This window comes from Roseateles amylovorans (assembly GCF_025398155.2).
GTDB lineage: Bacteria > Pseudomonadota > Gammaproteobacteria > Burkholderiales > Burkholderiaceae_C > Roseateles > Roseateles amylovorans.
Window position 1 is genome coordinate 4,118,623 of record NZ_CP104562.2, and the last position, 18,087, is coordinate 4,136,709.

16 protein-coding genes are annotated in these 18,087 nt (G+C 63.1%); 8 read left to right on the forward strand and 8 right to left on the reverse strand.

Annotated features, from left to right (window positions below; genetic code table 11):
* Positions 1–26: 26 nt before the first annotated feature.
* Positions 27–662: an FMN-dependent NADH-azoreductase gene (locus tag N4261_RS17055; RefSeq protein ID WP_261756475.1), complete on the reverse strand. Its 636-nt coding sequence runs from the start codon at positions 660–662 to the stop codon at positions 27–29.
* Between the two features lie 153 nt (positions 663–815).
* Here N4261_RS17055 and N4261_RS17060 point away from each other — a divergent pair, with 153 nt between their 5' ends.
* Positions 816–1,742: a LysR family transcriptional regulator gene (locus tag N4261_RS17060; RefSeq protein ID WP_261756476.1), complete on the forward strand. Its 927-nt coding sequence runs from the start codon at positions 816–818 to the stop codon at positions 1,740–1,742.
* A 60-nt stretch (positions 1,743–1,802) separates the two neighbouring features.
* Here the strand turns inward: N4261_RS17060 and N4261_RS17065 are convergent, their stop codons facing one another.
* Positions 1,803–2,420, reverse strand: a complete 618-nt coding sequence (locus N4261_RS17065) for a winged helix-turn-helix domain-containing protein (protein ID WP_261756477.1) — start codon at positions 2,418–2,420, stop codon at positions 1,803–1,805.
* Between the two features lie 59 nt (positions 2,421–2,479).
* On the opposite strand from N4261_RS17065, the gene N4261_RS17070 reads away from it, so the two are divergent.
* The 3 genes from N4261_RS17070 (at position 2,480) to rbp (ending at position 4,929) form a co-directional block, all read left to right on the forward strand.
* Positions 2,480–3,844 (forward strand): S41 family peptidase, encoded by a 1,365-nt coding sequence (locus tag N4261_RS17070; RefSeq protein ID WP_261756478.1) that lies wholly within the window; start codon positions 2,480–2,482, stop codon positions 3,842–3,844.
* A gap of 410 nt (positions 3,845–4,254) precedes the next feature.
* Positions 4,255–4,467, forward strand: coding sequence for a hypothetical protein (locus N4261_RS17075; RefSeq protein WP_261756479.1), 213 nt, complete (start codon positions 4,255–4,257; stop codon positions 4,465–4,467).
* Between the two features lie 111 nt (positions 4,468–4,578).
* The gene (gene rbp, locus N4261_RS17080) at positions 4,579–4,929 is read left to right on the forward strand and encodes an RNA-binding regulator (protein ID WP_261756480.1); all 351 of its coding nucleotides are present in this window, start codon (positions 4,579–4,581) and stop codon (positions 4,927–4,929) included.
* 156 nt (positions 4,930–5,085) lie between these two features.
* On the opposite strand, the gene N4261_RS17085 is transcribed toward rbp, so the two are convergent.
* Positions 5,086–6,069 carry a TetR/AcrR family transcriptional regulator gene (locus N4261_RS17085; RefSeq protein WP_261756481.1) on the reverse strand — a complete coding sequence of 328 codons (984 nt, stop codon included), beginning with the start codon at positions 6,067–6,069 and terminating at the stop codon, positions 5,086–5,088.
* A gap of 20 nt (positions 6,070–6,089) precedes the next feature.
* Here N4261_RS17085 and N4261_RS17090 point away from each other — a divergent pair, with 20 nt between their 5' ends.
* On the forward strand, positions 6,090–9,413 hold the full coding sequence (locus tag N4261_RS17090) for a di-heme oxidoredictase family protein (RefSeq protein ID WP_261756482.1): 3,324 nt from the start codon (positions 6,090–6,092) through the stop codon (positions 9,411–9,413).
* 139 nt (positions 9,414–9,552) lie between these two features.
* On the opposite strand, the gene N4261_RS17095 is transcribed toward N4261_RS17090, so the two are convergent.
* Positions 9,553–9,945: a hypothetical protein gene (locus N4261_RS17095; RefSeq protein WP_261756483.1), complete on the reverse strand. Its 393-nt coding sequence runs from the start codon at positions 9,943–9,945 to the stop codon at positions 9,553–9,555.
* A 548-nt stretch (positions 9,946–10,493) separates the two neighbouring features.
* On the opposite strand from N4261_RS17095, the gene N4261_RS17100 reads away from it, so the two are divergent.
* On the forward strand, positions 10,494–10,976 hold the full coding sequence (locus tag N4261_RS17100; protein ID WP_261756484.1) for a GreA/GreB family elongation factor: 483 nt from the start codon (positions 10,494–10,496) through the stop codon (positions 10,974–10,976).
* Positions 10,977–11,063: 87 nt separating this feature from the next.
* On the opposite strand, the gene N4261_RS17105 is transcribed toward N4261_RS17100, so the two are convergent.
* Together N4261_RS17105 and N4261_RS17110 are read right to left on the reverse strand one after the other, a co-directional pair.
* Positions 11,064–11,537: an STY0301 family protein gene (locus N4261_RS17105; protein WP_261756485.1), complete on the reverse strand. Its 474-nt coding sequence runs from the start codon at positions 11,535–11,537 to the stop codon at positions 11,064–11,066.
* A gap of 67 nt (positions 11,538–11,604) precedes the next feature.
* On the reverse strand, positions 11,605–12,120 hold the full coding sequence (locus N4261_RS17110; protein WP_261756486.1) for an SLOG cluster 4 domain-containing protein: 516 nt from the start codon (positions 12,118–12,120) through the stop codon (positions 11,605–11,607).
* Positions 12,121–12,484: 364 nt separating this feature from the next.
* Here N4261_RS17110 and N4261_RS17115 point away from each other — a divergent pair, with 364 nt between their 5' ends.
* Positions 12,485–13,435, forward strand: coding sequence for an IS481 family transposase (locus tag N4261_RS17115; protein WP_261756487.1), 951 nt, complete (start codon positions 12,485–12,487; stop codon positions 13,433–13,435).
* 131 nt (positions 13,436–13,566) lie between these two features.
* On the opposite strand, the gene N4261_RS17120 is transcribed toward N4261_RS17115, so the two are convergent.
* Together N4261_RS17120 and N4261_RS17125 are read right to left on the reverse strand one after the other, a co-directional pair.
* Complete coding sequence (locus tag N4261_RS17120; protein ID WP_261756488.1) at positions 13,567–15,903, reverse strand: nSTAND3 domain-containing NTPase; 2,337 nt, start codon at positions 15,901–15,903, stop codon at positions 13,567–13,569.
* A gap of 497 nt (positions 15,904–16,400) precedes the next feature.
* Entirely contained in the window at positions 16,401–17,153 is a 753-nt protein-coding gene (locus N4261_RS17125) for a hypothetical protein (protein ID WP_261756489.1), read from the reverse strand.
* A gap of 192 nt (positions 17,154–17,345) precedes the next feature.
* Between N4261_RS17125 and N4261_RS17130 the strand changes: the two genes are divergently transcribed.
* On the forward strand, positions 17,346–18,035 hold the full coding sequence (locus N4261_RS17130; RefSeq protein ID WP_261756490.1) for a glutathione S-transferase: 690 nt from the start codon (positions 17,346–17,348) through the stop codon (positions 18,033–18,035).
* The last annotated feature ends 52 nt before the right edge of the window (positions 18,036–18,087 follow it).

Below are 18,087 nucleotides of genomic sequence, written 5' to 3' on the forward strand. Positions count from 1 at the left end.
GCGAACAGCCATCCGCGACAGTCTGCTCACCCCCGAGGGACACCCGATACGCCCGCCGCAAATTGCAACTGCGGCTGCAGCACGTCGAGGAATCGATCCATGGTCTGCTCCCCCAGGTCCACCGCCTTGGCCCCACCGCCGGCCACGACAGTGACATCTTTGAAGCCGAGCACGCCGAGAATCAGGCGCAGGTACTGTCCGGCAATGTCGCGATTCTGAATCGGCGACCCCTCGGTATACACACCGCCTGACGCCAGCAGCACGGTGGCCTTCTTGCCGGTGACCAGGCCTTGGCCGTCGAAGCCCAGCGTCACGCCCTTGCGCACGATGTGGTCCACCCAGGCCTTGAGCGCGGCCGGCACGTTGTAGTTGTAGACCGGCGTTGCAATGACCAGATGATCCGCAGCCAGCAACTCGGCCGTCAACTCGTCGGACAGTTCGAGCTCGTCTTTCATGGCCTGCGATTGGTGGGCCGGCGGTGTGAAGTAGGCCTGCAGCCAGGACGCCGTGACGAAGGGCAACACCGTCTCGGCAAGGTCGCGGTGCACGATCGAGCCTTGAGGATGCTGTGCCCGCCAAGCCGAAATAAATCGCCGAGTCATCTGACGCGAGACGGAATGGTCGCCGCGTGGGCTGGTTTCAACAACGAGTAGCTGGGTCATGCGATGGCTCTGTGAGTCTGGGTGAATGAGCGGTCTGTCGGATCCACCGGGTGTCTGGAAGGCTCCCGGCGATGGACGCCAATCTAGATCGGCACCAACTTCTCCGGAAGAGATAAAAAGTAGATACTTTCCATCCGCTTTGGAGATACCTCGTTGATCGGCAGCCTCACCCTCGACCAGTTGCGCGTTCTGGTTACCATTGCCGACGTCGGCAGTTTTTCAGCCGCGGGCCGCGAGCTCCGGCGCGCGCAATCGGCAATCAGCAACGCCATCGCCAACCTCGAGCAGACCCAAGGGATTGAGCTCTTCGACCGGCGCAGCCACCGCCCTCAATTGACCGACGTGGGGCGCACCTTGGTCGAGCAGGCGCGCCTGGTCCTCGCCAGCGCGACCCGCTTCGAGGCGATGGCAGCCGGTACGCGTGCGGGGCTTGAGCCGCAGTTGACGATCGCCATCGATCCGCTGGTGCCGACGGCCCCATTGATCGACAGCCTTCAAGCGCTCAGCGCAAGGCATCCCGACCTGGCGGTGCATTTCTCGACCGAGGGTTTGGGCGGTTCGTTGCGACGGCTGCGGAGTGGCTCCGCGTCACTGGCGTTATGTCTGCTGCTGCCGGCGGTACCCGAGGACATCGCGGCCTATCCCCTGCTGCGCACGCGCATGTGCGCAGTCGTCTCGCCAAGCCATCCGCTCGCTTCGCTGGGGCGTCCTGCGACCTCCAGCGATCTGGCTCCGCATATTCAACTCGTTCTGTCGGATCCCGTCGAGCCGGACGGCGCCAATTACGGGGTCGCCGGGACACGGCTCTGGCGATTCGTCGACCTAGGGCGCCGGTTCGACTTTCTCTTGGCGGGCTTCGGCTGGTGTCGCATGCCGGAACACCTGGTGACCAGCCTGATCGCCTCCGGCGCGCTCGCGGCCATCGAGATTGAAGATGATTCAACACCGCCAGAGGGCGTGACGATCTACGCGGCTCATCGAAAGGAGCGCGCACTCGGTGTCGCGGGCAGTTGGCTACTGGACACGCTGCGTCGACGTGTGGACTCGTCACTGACGATGCCAACATCAAGCGATTGCTGATCCGCGCCCTTCTCGCCGTCTGCCGTCAAACCGCACCATCGCCTGCGGCTGCCGCTTGCTTCAGTCGGCGTCAGTCTTCCCCGATGAGCGACGACGCTGACGAATGACGGTCGGTGCCAGCACGAAGGCGAGCGACATCGGCACGTCGCGAGACGCATCACGTGGATGGCTCAGCAGTTCACAGAGTCGCTCCAGCAGTGCGTTGGCCTCCTCGAGCTCCGCGGGGCTGACCCATCCCCGGTTTCGCGCCGCCCACAGGCGTCGGCGGGGACCCTCGACGTCGATCGCTCCGAGCTTCAGGCCGGCGAGAAAGTCGCTTTCCGCCACTTGCAGCAGCCCCTTCGCGTAGGACGCCAGCGCCTGGCGGGCCTCGTCGCTCGCCAGGTCGTAGCTCAGGCGCAGCGGCGCCTGACCGTCCCCGGCCAGCGTGAAGATCCGCTCGCCATGGTCGCCCTGGCGTTCATGCACGAGCCCGCCGTCGACCAGCAACTGCAGGTGGTAGTAGAGGCCGTCTGCCGGTCGCCCCATCTGCTCGGCCAGCGTGGCCACGGTGGCCTCGCCGCCCATGGACGCGAGTGTGTCTGCGAGCTCGTGACGGACCGGCGACGACAACAACCGGATGTGAGCCGGATCCCGAATCGCCCGGGCGTTGAATTGGGGGGTGTGTGCTTGGGTCATCTGTTGAAAATGGATGCTACATTTTCAACAACAACTTGTCCAAGGAAAGGTGTCGCCTCATGGTGCGACTACGCTGCGTTTTCGTCGGGACGGTCCTTGCGGCCCTGTGCAGCGCCACCGCCGGCTGGGCTGCCGAGCGTCTCACCGCCGGACAAATGCGGGCGGATGTCGACAGGCTGGAAACACGCATCGCCGCCATCCATCCGGACATCAGCCACTCCGTGGACCCCGCGGTCTTCGCGCAGGCCGTGGAGGCGTTGCGCCAGAAGGCCCGCGACGGACTCGACCGCGACGCCGTCTGGCGCGAACTTGCGACGCTGAATCCGCTGCTGGCGGACGGTCACCTCTTCGTCGGCTACGCCGATTGGCGGGGCGACACCCTGCGCCACCTCGCCTCGGGCGGCGCCTTGTTTCCGTTCGAGGTGGCCGTCGGCGTCGACGGTCGCGTGCAGATCGTCTCCGAACTGGGCGGATCGCGCTCGGCGCATGCCGGCGCGTACCTGCAGTCCATCAACGGTCATCCGGCAAGTGAGGTCACGCAGTCCTTGCTGGCGCGGGTGCATGGCGACAGCCCGGCCTTCCGCGCGGACCTGCTGTCCCGCCGCTGGTGGTTCTATTTCTGGAAGGTCTACGGCGCACCCGATGCGTTCGACGTCGTGTTGGCGGGCCCATCGCCGAACACGGTGCACAAGGTGGGCAGCCACACGCGTCCGGCCACCATGACCGGCGAAGAGGACTTCGGCCGGCAATTCGCCTTGGAGTTTCTGCCTGACCGGGTCGCGGTCATGACCGTCCACACCTTTGCCTGGCACGATCCGGAGGCGTTCTTCGCCTTCACGCGCGGTGCGTTTCGGCAGCTGAATGAGGCCCGCACCCGTTTGCTCGTGATCGACGTGCGGCGCAACGGGGGTGGCGACGACGCCCTGTGGCTGAAAGGGCTGCTGCCGTACCTCGCGGATCGCCCCTACCGCTGGGCCTCACGCTATACGAAACGGGTGCTCAAGGACAACCCCGCGCAACAGGAGAAAGCCGGCGAGGTGCTCAGCGGGGACATCGCCACCTGGACATCCCCGCTGGCCGACGACCGCCTTCACTTTGCGGGCAAGCTTGTGGTGCTGGTCGGCGCGGGGACGTATTCGTCGGCGGTGCTCTTCGCCAACACCGTGCAGGACTTCCGCTTCGGAACAGTGGCGGGAGAAGGGGCCAGCGTGAGAAGCACCCAGACGGGCGGGATTCAGAAGATCGAACTGCCCAACACCGGCTTGGTGGTCTGGTCGCCTCGCTTCATCCTGGAGCGGCCCTCCGGTTCGAGGTCGCCGGTCTGGTTGACGCCGGATGTCCTCGTCGCAGACGACCCACTCGATTCGAAGGCCGCGGTAAGAGCCTTGCTCGCACAGGACCCCGGTGGCGCCAACGGGCGCTGACAACGCTGCGTTGCGCCCGGCGCGGGGCCTCGCCATGCGACGTCGCGCCAGGCTTCATCGAATGGCGCTTTCAGCCCGGAAAAGACAGCCGCCTCTCAGATCGCGCCCCCTTGAAGCCGCTCGTCAGCATGCTGATGCAGAGCGAGTGTTGCGAACGGCGTCAGGACGCGGCGCGGCGGCGGCCTCAATACCTGAAGAAATATTGAATCCATTCATTAGGCATGGGGCCGTATAATCCGGTCAACCGCGATCTGTTTCCTTGCATTGGCTATTGACGCCAATAGGACGCAGATGGCGACCACTGCATTTTTGGCCGGCACGGCGACCGCTGACCGAGTTCAAGAATGCGCCCGCCAGGCCATTCAAGCCGGCAATCCTGATTGACCCATATTCCAAAAAACGCCATTCCCATGGGCAAGTACGTCGTCTCGCCCGCGACACACCCGACCGACTGTGGCCGCTTCCGCGCCTCGTTTTCGGTTCGCCGTGCTCAGGACCCCGGCCGTCACCGCCGCGTGTTCCGCTTCGAAACAACCTTTGCCTCCCACGACGCGGCTCGGTTGTTCGCCGTCACTCAGGGCTGGCTGCAGACAAGCCTGCAGCATCCCCCACCTGTGTGCTGACGATCTGGTCCCGCCAGATCCTGTCCCAACGTCCTACTCGCTGCGGATGCCCCATTCGCAGATCCGAGATCCGCATCCTGACGGTGCACCAGTACCAAGAAAGGCTCGACCATGAGCAGCAAAATCTACGTGGGTAACCTGCCCTACTCTGTGACCGATGCCAGCCTGAAGAGCAACTTTGCCGAGTTCGGCGGCGTGTCTTCGGCCAAGGTCATGATGGACCGCGACACCGGCCGGTCCAAGGGCTTCGGGTTTGTCGAGATGGCTTCTGCCGAAGTTGCCCAGGCTGCGATCTCGGCCCTGCACGGCATGTCCGTGGATGGACGTTCGATCGTCGTCACGCTGGCCCGCCCCCGCGAAGCAAAGGCAGATTCGAACGGCTACAGCGCGGGTGGGTACACCGCAGCCAAGCGCTCCGATGTCGGTTACGGCACGGGTGGCTTCGGCGGTGGTCGCTACTGAACCAGCGGCTCTGCCTCAATGACCGACTCTCTTGAGTCGGTTTTTTTTCGCCCGGGCCGGACAGGTTGACGACGCCGACCAAGGTGACGGGCCCTGATTGCACGGAGCAACGTCGCCCGGGCGCGCCAGCGCCGATCCCGCGTCACCCGGTAGAGATCAGCCCGCCCCGCCCGCCCGGCTGAACAGCATCGCGTCCATCACCTTCATGTACGCCTTCGCAGTCTTCTCATCGGTGGACTGCACGCCGGTCGTGGCCTCGATGTCCGGTCCCATCACCGACAACGCATTCGCCAGCGACACCATGGCGTAGTACAGCAGCACCGGCTCCCCCTTCGGCAGGTCGCCGTCCTTCTGCGCCGCCTTGATCAGCGGCTTGGCCAGGTCGAAGTGCGGCCGCAGGAAGTGCTGGGCCAGCCACTCCTGGCGGTCCTCGCTGTGTGCGCCTTCGCGCCGCTGCATCATGAAGCGGTGCAACTGCGGCTGCGCCAGCGTGAACTGGAGGTACGCCATGAACTCCTGCCTCAGTTGCCCGATCGCCGTCGCCGGCTTCGCTTGCCCGATCATGCCTTCGCGTGCCCGGGCCAGCTCCTCGTAGACGAGCGTCGCCACCGCCTGCCACAGTACCTCCTTCGATTGGAAGTGGTAGGTGATCAGCTGATGCGTCAGGCCGCTCTGCTCCGCGATCGCCCGCATGCTCGCGGCCTCGAAGCCGCGGTCGGCGAATTCCTTCAACGCGGTCTTCAGAATTGTCTGCTTCGTTTCCGCCGAGCGTTGCTGCTCGCGGCGGCGAGGCGTGGAAGTGTCCGAAGTGCTCATGAACAACATCATGCCTTTGTCACATAGCGTGACAGCTTCGCCGAAAGCGGCTTTTTGAGCTTGAATTTCAATTACGTATCGCCCGTGTTTCCCATCTTGGTGCGCTGGTATCGCTACCGTTTCATCAGCATCAAAAGGGGCATCAATTGGACACACATTAAAACTTGCCGCCCGGCAAAACAAACACTGACACTGCCGGGTGCCCCTCTCATGAGGGACAAGCAATGGGCGACGCGTGCCGATGGGCGGCACGTGCGCCGGACCGAACCAGGTCCACAGGAAACGGTCGCGGGCAGCATCCCGCGCGCCGCCGATCGCACCCACAGGCACGGGAGGGAAGCACCATGGAGTTGAAGCAACTCGGGATCTTGATGGGCAGGGCATTTGTCCCTGCCCTGCTGGGCAGTGCGCTGCTCGCCGCTTGCGGCGGCGGCAGCACCGGCCAGCAAGCCGGCGTTCAGATCGCCTCGGCCGATGGCGACGGCAGCGCCGACAGCGCCGCCCGCGCCAAGCGCATGGCCGGCGACAGCGGCACTGAAACGGCGCTCACGCCCGTCTCCGCCACCGGCAGCTCGATGGAACGCGGCGACCTGAACGGCGCCAAGACCATCGACAAGGACGACAACAGCCGCTGGGGCTCCGCGTTCACCGACAACGAATGGCTGACGCTGGACTACGGCAGCAGCGTCAGCATCACGCGGGTGCGCATCAACTGGGAAAACGCCCACGCGAAGAAGTACCTGCTGCAGACGTCCGAGGACAACAACACCTGGACCACGATCAAGACGATCGAGAACAGCGCCGGCGGCATCGAGGACCTGACAGGTCTGAGCGGCCAGGGCCGCTACCTGCGTGTGCAGGGCGTCACCCGCTCCACCGGCTACGGCTATTCGATCTTCGAGATCCAGGCGTTCACCGGCGCGGCCGTTCCGCCGGTCACGCCGACGGAGCCGACCACCCCGACAAATCCGACGAATCCGACGACGCCCACCCAGCCGCAGGACCCCGTCGGCGACACGAGCAAGCCGGGCGTGCTGATCAAGCCGGCAGTCACGATCTCGTCGACGCCTGAGAACGACGGTCTGTCCGCGAAGAACTCGATCGACGGCAACCTGTCCACCCGCTGGGCCTCCAAGCCCGAAGACGGCGCCTGGATCCAGTACGACTTCGGCACGGCGCAGCCGCTGGGCTACATGAAGCTCGTCTGGGAGAACGCCTATGGCAAGGCCTACGAGATCCAGATCTCGGACGACGGCAAGGACTGGAAGCGCCTGCGCAACCAGCCGGCCGGCAAGGGCGGCACCGAGGAGTACTTCAACCTCGGCGTGAAAACCCGCTTCGTCCGCATCCAGGGCGTGACCCGCGCGACGAACTACGGCTACTCGCTCTTCGAAGTCGAGTTCAAGACCGTCGGCAGCGACAACAGCATCCCGACCACGACGACCACGCCGTTCGCCTTCCCGCTCAACGGTGCGGCCCTGGGCCCGCTGTACCAGCCGCAATCGCCGATCGAGCAGATCCAGTTCACGCTGCCCGACGGCACGCTGGTCACCCGCTTCGGCCAGCGCGGCGTCGGCCGCCACGGCCGCGAGCGCGGCGAGGATTGGAACGAGATCGGCTTCGGTCCCAATGACACCGTGGATGCCAATGGCAATCCGCGTGACAAGGGCCCGGGCAACTATCTGAACTTTGTCGAGAACTACTTCAAGAACCGCGTCTGGGGCGTCGAGTTCATCGACAACAGCCGCGTCGCGGGCGTGACCAAGCCGCGCCTGGTGGTGAACCAGTACTTCCCGCAGGCTCAGAAGGGTGGCGGCCATTCCTTCTTCCGCCGCATCGACGATCCGGGCGTCACCGGCTTCGGCTGGATGTCGCCGGGCCAGTTGCTGGATCCGACCACCTACACGGACGGCTTCGTCGACAAGACCTCTTGCCCGGTCGTGCCCAAGCCGCCGCAGAACGCGCTGGCCAGGCCGAACTCCGGCTACAACAACGTGATCGGCGCGAACGACGGCTGCTCCGTGGTGCTGGACAACATGCCCGGTCACCAGGATCTGTCGCCCAACGCCAACGGCGTGCTGGTGCCCAACGGCGTCAACATTCCGTCGCGTCCGCTGCAGCTGGGTGAGGCGATCGAGTTCACCGGCTCGTTCTTCTCCACCCGCGCCGCGATGGATGCGATCGGTGACAAGGGTGCCGCCCGCTACTACACCTCCGAAGTCATCTACGTCATGGGCACGGGCCTGCGTCCGTGGTATGGCGTGCAGCCGCGCCTGAACAGCGTGCCGCTGCCGGATTCCGTCCTGTCGGGCGGCCTTGGCTCCGTGTCGTACAACTACACGGACGAAGGCTGGCGCATGTTCCAGCAGCCCTTCAGCAACACCGGCATGCAGAACCTGCAGCGCTTTGTGGAAGGTCGCCGCGCGGTGCACAGCAGCTTCGTGACGGGTGCCCATGCCGAGCAGGGCAACGATCCGATGACCTCGATCCAGGGCCTGGCGGGTTCGCGCTTCAACGCGACGGCCTGTATCCAGTGCCACACCAACAACGGTCGCAGTCCCGCGCCGTTCACGGTGGATCAGCGCCTGGACAAGATGGCCTTCCATGTCGCGGTGAAGGCGGCCGATGGCTCGATCCGTCCGGACCCGCGCTACGGCTCGACGATCCAGATGAACTCGACGTCCTCGTCGGGCGCACCTCAGGATTGGGGCAATGCGGTGAAGGTCGCGGGCTTCGAGACCAGCAGCGTCACGCTGGGCGACGGCACCAAGGTCGAACTGCGCAAGCCGAAGTTCGCCTTCGACGGCCCGACCCCGCAGCTGTGGTCGGCTCGCGCCGCCATGCCGCTGCTGGGTGTCGGTCTGCTGGAAGCGGTGCCTGAAGCGGACATCCTGGCCCGCGTGCGCACCACCCCGGACCAGGACGGCGTGCTGGGCAAGGCCAACTTCGGCTTCGATCCGGAAACCGGCGCGACGCGCCTGGGCCGATTCGGTGCCAAGGCGAGCAAGGTCAGCATCCGTCACCAGGTGGCCAACGCGCTGCTGAACGACATGTCGGTGACCTCGCCGGTGTACCCGAACCGCAGCTGCGCGACCGACCCGCAGGGTTGCCGCACGGCGCCGGCGCAGAGGGGCATCCAGGAAGCGGACCTGACCTCGCTGACGCAGTACATGCAGCTGCTGGCGGTGCCGGCTCAACGGAGCATCCCGAGCGGATTCCCGAAGGGTGTCGCGCCGCTGGACGAGCACCGCGTGGATGCGGCTCAGGTCGCCAACGGCCGCAAGGTGTTCGATGCGCTGCGTTGCGCGGCCTGCCACACGGCCGAGATGAAGACGGGCAAGAACCATCCGTTCGCGGAACTGCGCGACCAGACGATCCGTCCCTTCACCGACCTGCTGCTGCACGACATGGGCTCGGCCCTGGCGGACAACCTGCCGGAAGGCCAGGCGACTGGCGCGATGTGGCGTACGCCGGCCCTGTGGGGCATCGGCTACACCGAGAAGGTGGCCCAGGGTCAACCGGTCGGTTACCTGCATGACGGCCGCGCCCGCACCCTGACCGAAGCCATCCTGTGGCACGGCGGCGAAGGCGAGAAGTCGCGTCAGCGCTTCGAGCAGCTGTCGAAGGCGGACCGCGAGGCGCTGCTGGCGTGGCTCAGGACGCTGTGATGGACTGAATGCGGGCGCCTCGCGCGCCCGCCCAATGTCAAAGGCCGTGGCGCAATGCCACGGCCTTTTTTCGTTCTGACGCCGCGGCTGCGGCGCAGGGCGGACTCGGTCGGAGCTGGGCCGCCGGTCGTGCCGCCTTTCAGCGCTTCACTCGATTCAGCGTGAGAACGAAGGATTGCTCCTTTCCGTCTGACCCCACCCATCGCTGGGTCACGGTGATCGTGTCCGGCGCCACCCGCTCCCAACAGAATGAACTCGGGGCAGCGACAGGCTCGAAGCAAGCCTTTGAGTCAGACAGCGATGTCGCCTTCCAGGTGAACTGGCCCCAGGTCGAGGTGATCACGCCGTCCTTGAGGGCCACGGTACTTCCATCCGTGGCCTTGCTGAAGGTCGCGTCGGCATGGCGGATGGAGCGAAAGACGGTCGGCTCAGCCAACACATACTCTTCAAAGAAATCCTTTCCATCAGGGCCGACGCCCTTCCAGCGACCTTCAAGGAACTTGATCTGAGAGAAGCTGGATTCGTTGAACATGGTCGTCTCGGCTGAAAGGTTGACACTGACGGCCGTGCAGAGTGCGGCCGCTGTTCGAAGGAAGGATGTGCGTCGGAGAAGCATGGTGCGCAGGACCCGCTCGGATATTTTTCGACAGGACGTGTTGAATGACACCGGAGGCTGCGAGCCTATGGCGGCAGCGAAACGCGCCGAGGCGTTGGTTGCCTCGGCCTCTGATTCTTCTCCGTGCTGACGCCTTGCATGAACAGCATGGCTTCGGACGGCACAGGCCAGGGTTCTGACATCTGCCCTGGCGGGTACGCGCCACCCTCAGAGGAAGACGGCTTGCCGTGATGTTGCCATTGCACCCAAGTCGTCGCGCACCCCGGGAGAACCCTATGTTCAGTGCGTCATCGTGGCGTTTCTGGGTCAGCAACTGAAGCAGACGACACAGGCCTGTGAATGGATGGCGGTGCTGTCATGGTGCCTAATGTTGAAGTTTGGCTGCAGCCAAGCGAAGCGCTGAATGCCGACAGAGGCCCTCACAATCAAGATGCATCCGCTCGATCGAGATGCCCACTTTCATCATGGATAAATTCTTGCTGCAGCAGCAGGTGCTGGAACGGCTCGCCGACGACCTGCTGCAAGCCGATCAGGCCGCGCGCGTGGCGCATGAAACGGCGACTCACGAAGAGAACATCGCCGAGAACAAGTACGACACCTTGGGACTCGAAGCGTCCTACCTGGCCACCGGCCAGGCGCGACGCGCCGAGGCCATCCGCGAGGCCATGGCCGATTGGCGCCAGTTCCGCCCGCGCGCCTATGACCCCGGGCTCGGCATCCAGATCGGCGCGCTGGTGTGCCTGGTTGATGCGGACGACCGGCAGCAACACCTCTTTCTCGGCCCGAATGGCGGCAGCATGAAGCTGCAGAGCGGCGCTCAATTGGTCCAGGTCATCAGCAGCGACGCCCCGTTGGCTCAAGCGATGCTGGGCAAAGGCGAAGGGGATGAGGTGTTGGTGCAGGTCGGTTCGATTCGCCAGCAGTTTGAGGTGTTGCGGGTCGATTGAACCGAGTGCGGCTCATGGCTGACAGCGCCGCTTGCGTATAGACAGCCCGCGCGGCGCGCGGCGGTTCCACCGTCACTGGATCATCGGTCAGCGGCAGCCCGCCGACTCGAAACGATACGCGGCGTCTTTGGACGACCGGCGATTGACCGCAGTGCAACGGGTGTAGCCCTTCAAGGGTCGCACCAGTCGCACATTGGTGAAGGCGTATCCGCAGATGGCGTAACCCTTCTGGATATCGTGCACATCCCAGCTCAGCGTCAACGTGCTGCCCTTGCGCCCGTCCGGCTTTTCGACCTGCTGGTCGTAGATGGCACCGTCTGGCGTTTCCACCGAACCCCAATTGATCTGGAAGGCGGTCAGTTCGTGCTTGGTGACATCGGGCTGGATCACCAGCGCCTGCCAACCTGGATTTTCGACCAGCGCCTTCTGATCGGTCTGACCGAGCATCGTCGGGCAAGTGAAAGGCTCGGGGGCGGCTGAGGACAGCGCCGGTGTCCCGAGTGCGGTGAGGCTGGACAGAGCAATTGCCGCGAAGCGGCTGAGCTGTTTGGATCGATTCACCATTGGATCGTCGGGTAGTCGGTACCGCGGTAGAAATAGGTGTCACGCAAGCCACTCCGTCGATCCCCTATGGGCGAATCAGCCCCAGGAACTGCAACTGTGATTCCAGCTCCTCGCCGTTGCTCCAAGGCAGGATGCGCGAGTTCCCGCGTTCGTCGGGTGGATTGTTGGGCAGTTGATCCGACCAGCCGCCGTGGCCTATCAATGGCAAAAGCGGCTTCTTGTGCAACCAAGCCAGGCAAACCTCTGAGATCGTGCCGGCGCGACCACCAATCACCAGACATGCGTCGCCAGCCAAGGCCATCAGGAGGTTTCTGGCGTCGCCCATGCCGCAAGGCACGACAACAGTGGCTGGCCAGTCGAGCGCGGGCATCTCACTGGGCGGGACGATGCTCAGCACGGTGCCTCCCGCCGCAAGCGCTGACTCAGCGGCCACACGCGTGGCTGGACTGCCGCATCCGCTGACAAGGGTGACTCGGTGCTTGGCCAATAACGCACCGGCTTCTTCTGCAAGCACATAGGCCCGCGACCCAGGTTCAGCGCTACCGAGGACGGCAACTTGAGGTCGACGGAGTGTTGTCATGGTGGCGTCCTGGTTGCCTAATCATCATTGCAGCCATAGCGATACAAGAGTACCGAGGAAGACGAGCGCGACCGCCATCGTACCGCTCCACCAGATCCACCTATCGCGCCCTACGCAAGGAAGGCACGCTCGCGCTCTTGTAGCAGCATCAGGGCCTATCGCAGCCCCCGGCTGCCACGACATGAGCGAATGTCGGCGATACGAATTGAAGGTGTCTTTGCTTGACACGGAATAGCCTGCGAAGTTCCTTTACAAACCACACATCTAGGTGTGAAGCTTCAATAGGTTGTATCGGGTGTTCACCCGGGCTGAATTTGAGAGACTGGAAATCGCCAAACCCCCAGTCACTCAGGAGAGCAGCCGGATGAACACCCACAAGCATGCCCGACTCACCTTCGCGCGTCGACTCCAGATGGTCCAGCAACTCACCTTCGAAGGGTTCTCGTTCGCCCAGGCCGCAGCCGAGCACGGCGTGACCCCGGCGACGGCCCGCAAATGGCTGGCCCGCTATCTCGCGGGCGGCGAGTCCGGGCTGGAAGACGCGTCCTCGAGGCCCTCGAGATCACCGCGCTCGATCTCGCCAGCCAAGGCCTTGCTGATCGTCGAACTGCGGCGTCGGCACCTGCTGCAGGCGCGCATCGCGCGCTCGGTAGGTGTCTCCGAGTCGACCGTCAGCCGTGTGCTGGCACGCGCCGGACTCTCCAAGCTCAGCGACCTCAAGCCGGTCGAACCGGTGCAGCGCTACGAGCACGAGGCGCCGGGAGATCTGCTGCACATCGACACGAAGAAGCTCGGCTGCATCGTCAGGCCCAGCCATCGGGTCACGGGTGATCGACGCGACCGTGTCAACGGTGCCGGATGGGAGACCTTGTTCGTTGCCGTCGACGACCACGCGCGCATCGCCTTCACGCAGATGCAGCCAGATGAGAAGACACCGCAGGCCGTGCAGTTCCTGCGCAATGCCGCGGCGTACTACGCGTCGTTGGGCGTGCGGCTCAAGCGGCTTCTAACCGACAACGGCGCAGCCTTCAGATCTCGCGACTTCGCGACCGCGTGCAAGGATCTGGGGATCCAGCATCGCTTCACCCGGGCCTATCGACCGCAGACCAACGGCAAGGCCGAACGCTTCATCCAATCGGCGCTGAGGGAGTGGGCCTATGGCTGGACCTACCAGAACTCCAGCCACCGCACCGCCGCCTTGGCCAGCTGGATGCACCACTACAACTGGCATCGTCCGCACAGCGGTATCGGCGGTGTCGCACCAATGACCAGGCTCAATGCTTCAGGACATAACGTCTTGACGCTTCACATCTAGTCCCAGCCGAATCTCACCGGCCAGTTCAAACTTGCACTGCTAACGCCAGGGAAGAGGACCATGCTCGAAGTTGAGCATCTCAATGCGGCAGCCTCGCAACGAATCACAAGCCCTAAGTTTGTTTTGCACGCCTATCGATCGACCAGCGTCGCAAAGAGAGCATCGACGTCCAAAGCTTCTTCTCGGACGTCGGAATGCGCGATATCGCCATCTTCGTCGTGCTCGCGCTCCCTTCGCAGCTCCTCCAAGGTCTCAACCCGAGCCGCGATGTTGCTGATTGATGTAGCTAGATCGGCAAACCTCTCCTCCCCAACAAGGCGTTGTAAGGCGAATATCTCCTCGTCCAGCGAACGGTCATCCTCGTCTTCATTTATGACGTGGCGAACGGAGTGCTTCATTGCCTGCAAGAATACGGCGGTCTCCGTTGTACTGAGAGTTACAACGTTGTCAGCTGCCGTAATCAAAGGCACCAAACCGCGCGGACGCATCTCACTGGGCTCCCTGGTTTCCATCAGCGCAAAAAGCGTCTCGCGGTAAACCTGGAATGCAGCCTCCCCGAAATCCAGTTTGCTGCATACCAGCCACTCAGCTAGCCGGCCTACGCTGCTGCTCTGATCGTCATTGTCGAATGACTGCAGACACGCCGTCGCCCAAAACGCTTCGCTAACCAGCTTCTCCTCGAGAGCTAGACGTATTGCATCTCCGTGCGTCGACATCTCTTCAATTCGAGCCTGCAGATGGACGATGTCGACGTCTCGCATGCCAGACGCGTCCCAGCGCGGACTGCTGTGCGTCTCGTTCCAATCTATGACGCTGATGATCCGGCCCGACTTCCTGGCTTCGCACCGATGCGCCGCTGCACGCAGTTCCGGCAAAAGGCATTGAAACTTCTCGACATTCGAAACTGTGTCGAACACCCTCCGAACTTGCTCAATGTGCGTAAAGCACGGAATGAGAGTCGCCAGGTAAACAACATCGCATACTCGTTGCTGAACAAACTCCTCGACAGAGGGGTTCTGGAATGCGATCGTCTCAACCATGCCCTGTCGAAGCCACGCGCGCACACGTCGCGTCAGAACGAAGCTCCCATCTATCTGTCGTAGCGCATCAATGAATGCCTGTTCAAACTCCAGCAACGGCATCGTTGCGTGCATTTGTCTCGAAAGTTCTCGAACGGAGTCATACTCTGCCTGCCCATTGAATGACCAAAGGGCCCGCAAGATCGAGCGCGCGACATCACTGATCTCTCGCTCGAAAGGATGCCGCCACAAAGCAATCGGATTCTTGAACTCGTCCTTAAAGTACTTCAGGAATGCCTCGTCATCAAGCGACTTACTATTGGCGTGCAAGCACACGGTCTCGACGATTCGCGGATTAAAGTGGGAGCTGTAGAGAACCTGGTTGTAGGCCTTCGACAAAACCAGCTTCTCCATTCGCGTGCTTGGCAAATCCGAAAAGTACAAGTGATTGAAGAGGATCCGAGCGCGCTGCGGCCGCGTGTAGTCGTCGAGCGAGAGCGTGCACTTCAAAAGTTCTCTAGCGCGCTCATCCAGCACGCCGTGCTGCTGCTTCGCATCTTCGAGGATGTACTCGCGTGTGGTAAATATCAGCCTTAGGTGGGCGCTATGAGCAACCTCATCTACGAGCCGTAGGATGGAGACATCCTCATTCTTCGACAACCGGTTATCACCGAACTTTGCGCGCCCGAGGAAATCGTCGTAGACGATGATGCCTCTACGCGATCCTTGCTTCATGGCGCGGATGACGGACCAGGCCTCTTCGATCCCGCTCGTCACCCATACTGGTTCGTAGCCTTCCTGGAGATAGCGAATGAGCAGCAGTCTCGCCAGTGTCGTTTTTCCGACGCCTGGGTTGCCGACGATCATGACGTGATGACGGTCGTTTAGGAAGTCGAGCGCTCGGTTGACTCCCGCATGGATCACCATGCGGCTGGCCTTGCGCAAGATTTCATCGATATGGGAGTCAGTCTGAGCGAATATCTGGGCGTGGATAACCTGCTCCATCACAGTCGTGCTGGATATCCATAGCTTGAAATGTGCTCGCTCGATTGCCGGATTGGTGCGAAGGATGCCATTGAGTTCGCTCGCACCAAAAATGTCGTTTGTCGATAGCAACCAGGGCCGAAGCAGCTCGAGGATTTGTTGCTTGTTGTCGGGACTAAGTTCAACACTGGTGGAGACGACGTACCGGGCCGGCTTAATGTTCTCAAGCTTCGGGACTTCGGCCCGCAGACTCCTAAGCAGCTGCGCAAGCGCCTTCGGCGAATAGCGCTTGCATTGAACTACAAGATCGCCCGTACCTCGATTGGTGAGGGCGAAGCGCAGGTCGATCCCCCGATCGGCGCCTGCCTTATATCGCTGTAGGGGAACCTTCAGCGCCATGGACAGCAAATCAGCCGATAGAGCCTCGAAGTCCTCGGGGGACAGCGTCATGAAGTCGTAGGCCATTGCATCAATTGCAGTAGAGGTTTCGGTCTGCCCATGTGCCGCACCGTCACGGGTGGCCCAGAAGCTTATAGGAGCAATTTTCGGTTGCCGAAGCTTTGACCTGAACTTCCAGCGCAACGCGGTGCGATTCGACCGCTCGCAATTATCGTACCGACTGGGATCCCGAAGCGTTCACGTCGGATGGCGATGGTCGGAGCTGCGAAGGCCGCTGTCGCTTGGCCCGCTCAAGGTTGAAGTGCGGCACCCAGCATACTCCGCTCCCAATATCTCGCTGTCTTTGGAAGACGGGTTTCGGGCCTTGTCGGCCAGCACGGGCAGGTAATCCTATGGCCGGCTTAGTGCGGACGCCGACATTCAATGCCCAATGACGAATGTCTTCGACCAGTCTTGATCCGACCTACGCTGACGATAGACGGCTCCACGGCGGTGACTGTCCTCTGCGGCGTTGTCTACCCTCGACCAGTATCAAAGCATAGTTGCCGCCCCCGCCCTGCCTCCTACTGCACATCCCCCCGCCGCGCCGCTTCCGCATACACCCGAAGCGCCTCATCACCCGTCAGCCCCCGCACGAACGCGCCGACGACCTGGTCCACTTCCGCATCCCTATTCAAGCGGTCCACGCTATGTCCAATGCCATGCAGCGCTGCGATCTGCACCGCGCGACACGGCACCTCCAGCATCGCAACCAGCACGTCCCAGCACGCCTCACGCCAGGGCGCCAGCTCGCTCGCAAGTCGAAACGTCGGCCAGACATCGAACCACATGTAGCACACGTGCCCGAGAGGCCCGCCATTGGCGGAACCAATCGGCGAGCCTGCGGGCGATGCCTCCCGAAGCCGAATGCCGATGCAATCACGCCAGAGCCGCGGCATCGCACGCATCATCCGCATCGATTCGTCGAGCGGAACAGACGGATCGACGGCCGCGTACGGCACGTCGCTCAATCCATTGTTCATGAGATAGTTCAAACCCATGCCCACCTGCGCGTCATCGAAGCCCGCCAGGTCGGTCCCGGCATTGGCAAAGATGGCCGTCTGCAATCGCGTCCATTCCAGCGCGCTGGCGTCGAATTCGGTGCGCTCATCATCCCAGTACCATGCCTGCTGCTGACCCTTGGGCAGAGGCCGATCGAAAAGGTAGGCCAACGCTTCTGCGTAACGAGACGGGTCCAGTCCGATGCCTGCCAGCGTCCAATCCTGCGCTTCGGATTGCCGTGCGCGCTTGGAGGGTCGGGAGCGTTTGGAATTCATGGAGGTTAATTGTGACGCGCCACCGTGCCAGCGCGTCCGACCATACCGAGGATGCAATGCGTGAGGTCCTTCAACTCATTTCGTCCAGCAAATGAGTACGACCTGGAACACGCTTGCGAGCCACCCGCCCATTCGCTGCGCCAGTCGGCGAGGTCCGAAGGCGACTTCCATTCGTCCCCAGTAGTTCCTGCCATGCACGCATCGACCCACCCAGAGCACTCACCCCTCGCCGCCTCAGCGCCACAGCTGCCGCGGCTCTACACCTTCCGCCGCTGCCCCTACGCCATGCGCGCACGCATGGCGCTGCTGATGGCCGGGCAGACCTTCGAAGCGGTGGAGGTCAGCTTGCGCGACAAGCCGGCCAGCTTGGTGGCGCTGTCGCCCAAGGCGACCGTCCCCGTGCTGCACTTGCCCGATGGCCGCGTGATCGATGAGAGCTGGGACATCATGCGCTGGGCGCTGGCTGAGCCCGATGCGGACGGCGACTGGGCCCGCGCGCAATCGCCTGAGAACCTCGATCTGCTCAAGCGAAACGACGGGGATTTCAAGCATCACCTGGATCGCTGGAAGTACCCCCAGCGCTACCCTAACCAGGCCCTCACGCCCGAGGCCCATCGCGACGGCGCGGTCAATGTGCTCCTCAGACCGCTGGAGGCGCGCTTAAGCGTGGCGCCCCACCTCGGCGGCGCCACGCCATGCGCCACCGACCTCGCCGTGTTGCCTTTCGTCCGCCAGTTCGCCGCCATCGAGCCAGCCTGGTTTGCGACGCTGGACTTGCCATCGGTCCGGTCGTGGCTGAACGAATGGCTCGCGAACCCCCTGTTCGAGGCCTGCATGCACAAGTTGCCCGAGCAAGGAACACATCGCTTTCCGTCGCTCTAGCAACTCAGCAACGAGGCCATCCGCGTTGGCGACACGCTCGTCGCTCCATTGA

Coding starts and splice junctions, on each gene's coding strand:
- N4261_RS17055 (WP_261756475.1), bottom strand. CDS start 662: ATGACCCAGCTACTCGTTGTTGAAACCAGCCCACGCGGCGACCATTCC.
- N4261_RS17065 (WP_261756477.1), bottom strand. CDS start 2,420: ATGACCCAAGCACACACCCCCCAATTCAACGCCCGGGCGATTCGGGAT.
- N4261_RS17070 (WP_261756478.1), top strand. CDS start 2,480: ATGGTGCGACTACGCTGCGTTTTCGTCGGGACGGTCCTTGCGGCCCTG.
- N4261_RS17075 (WP_261756479.1), top strand. CDS start 4,255: ATGGGCAAGTACGTCGTCTCGCCCGCGACACACCCGACCGACTGTGGC.
- rbp (WP_261756480.1), top strand. CDS start 4,579: ATGAGCAGCAAAATCTACGTGGGTAACCTGCCCTACTCTGTGACCGAT.
- N4261_RS17090 (WP_261756482.1), top strand. CDS start 6,090: ATGGAGTTGAAGCAACTCGGGATCTTGATGGGCAGGGCATTTGTCCCT.
- N4261_RS17095 (WP_261756483.1), bottom strand. CDS start 9,945: ATGTTCAACGAATCCAGCTTCTCTCAGATCAAGTTCCTTGAAGGTCGC.
- N4261_RS17100 (WP_261756484.1), top strand. CDS start 10,494: ATGGATAAATTCTTGCTGCAGCAGCAGGTGCTGGAACGGCTCGCCGAC.
- N4261_RS17110 (WP_261756486.1), bottom strand. CDS start 12,120: ATGACAACACTCCGTCGACCTCAAGTTGCCGTCCTCGGTAGCGCTGAA.
- N4261_RS17115 (WP_261756487.1), top strand. CDS start 12,485: ATGAACACCCACAAGCATGCCCGACTCACCTTCGCGCGTCGACTCCAG.
- N4261_RS17120 (WP_261756488.1), bottom strand. CDS start 15,903: ATGGCCTACGACTTCATGACGCTGTCCCCCGAGGACTTCGAGGCTCTA.
- N4261_RS17125 (WP_261756489.1), bottom strand. CDS start 17,153: ATGAATTCCAAACGCTCCCGACCCTCCAAGCGCGCACGGCAATCCGAA.
- N4261_RS17130 (WP_261756490.1), top strand. CDS start 17,346: ATGCACGCATCGACCCACCCAGAGCACTCACCCCTCGCCGCCTCAGCG.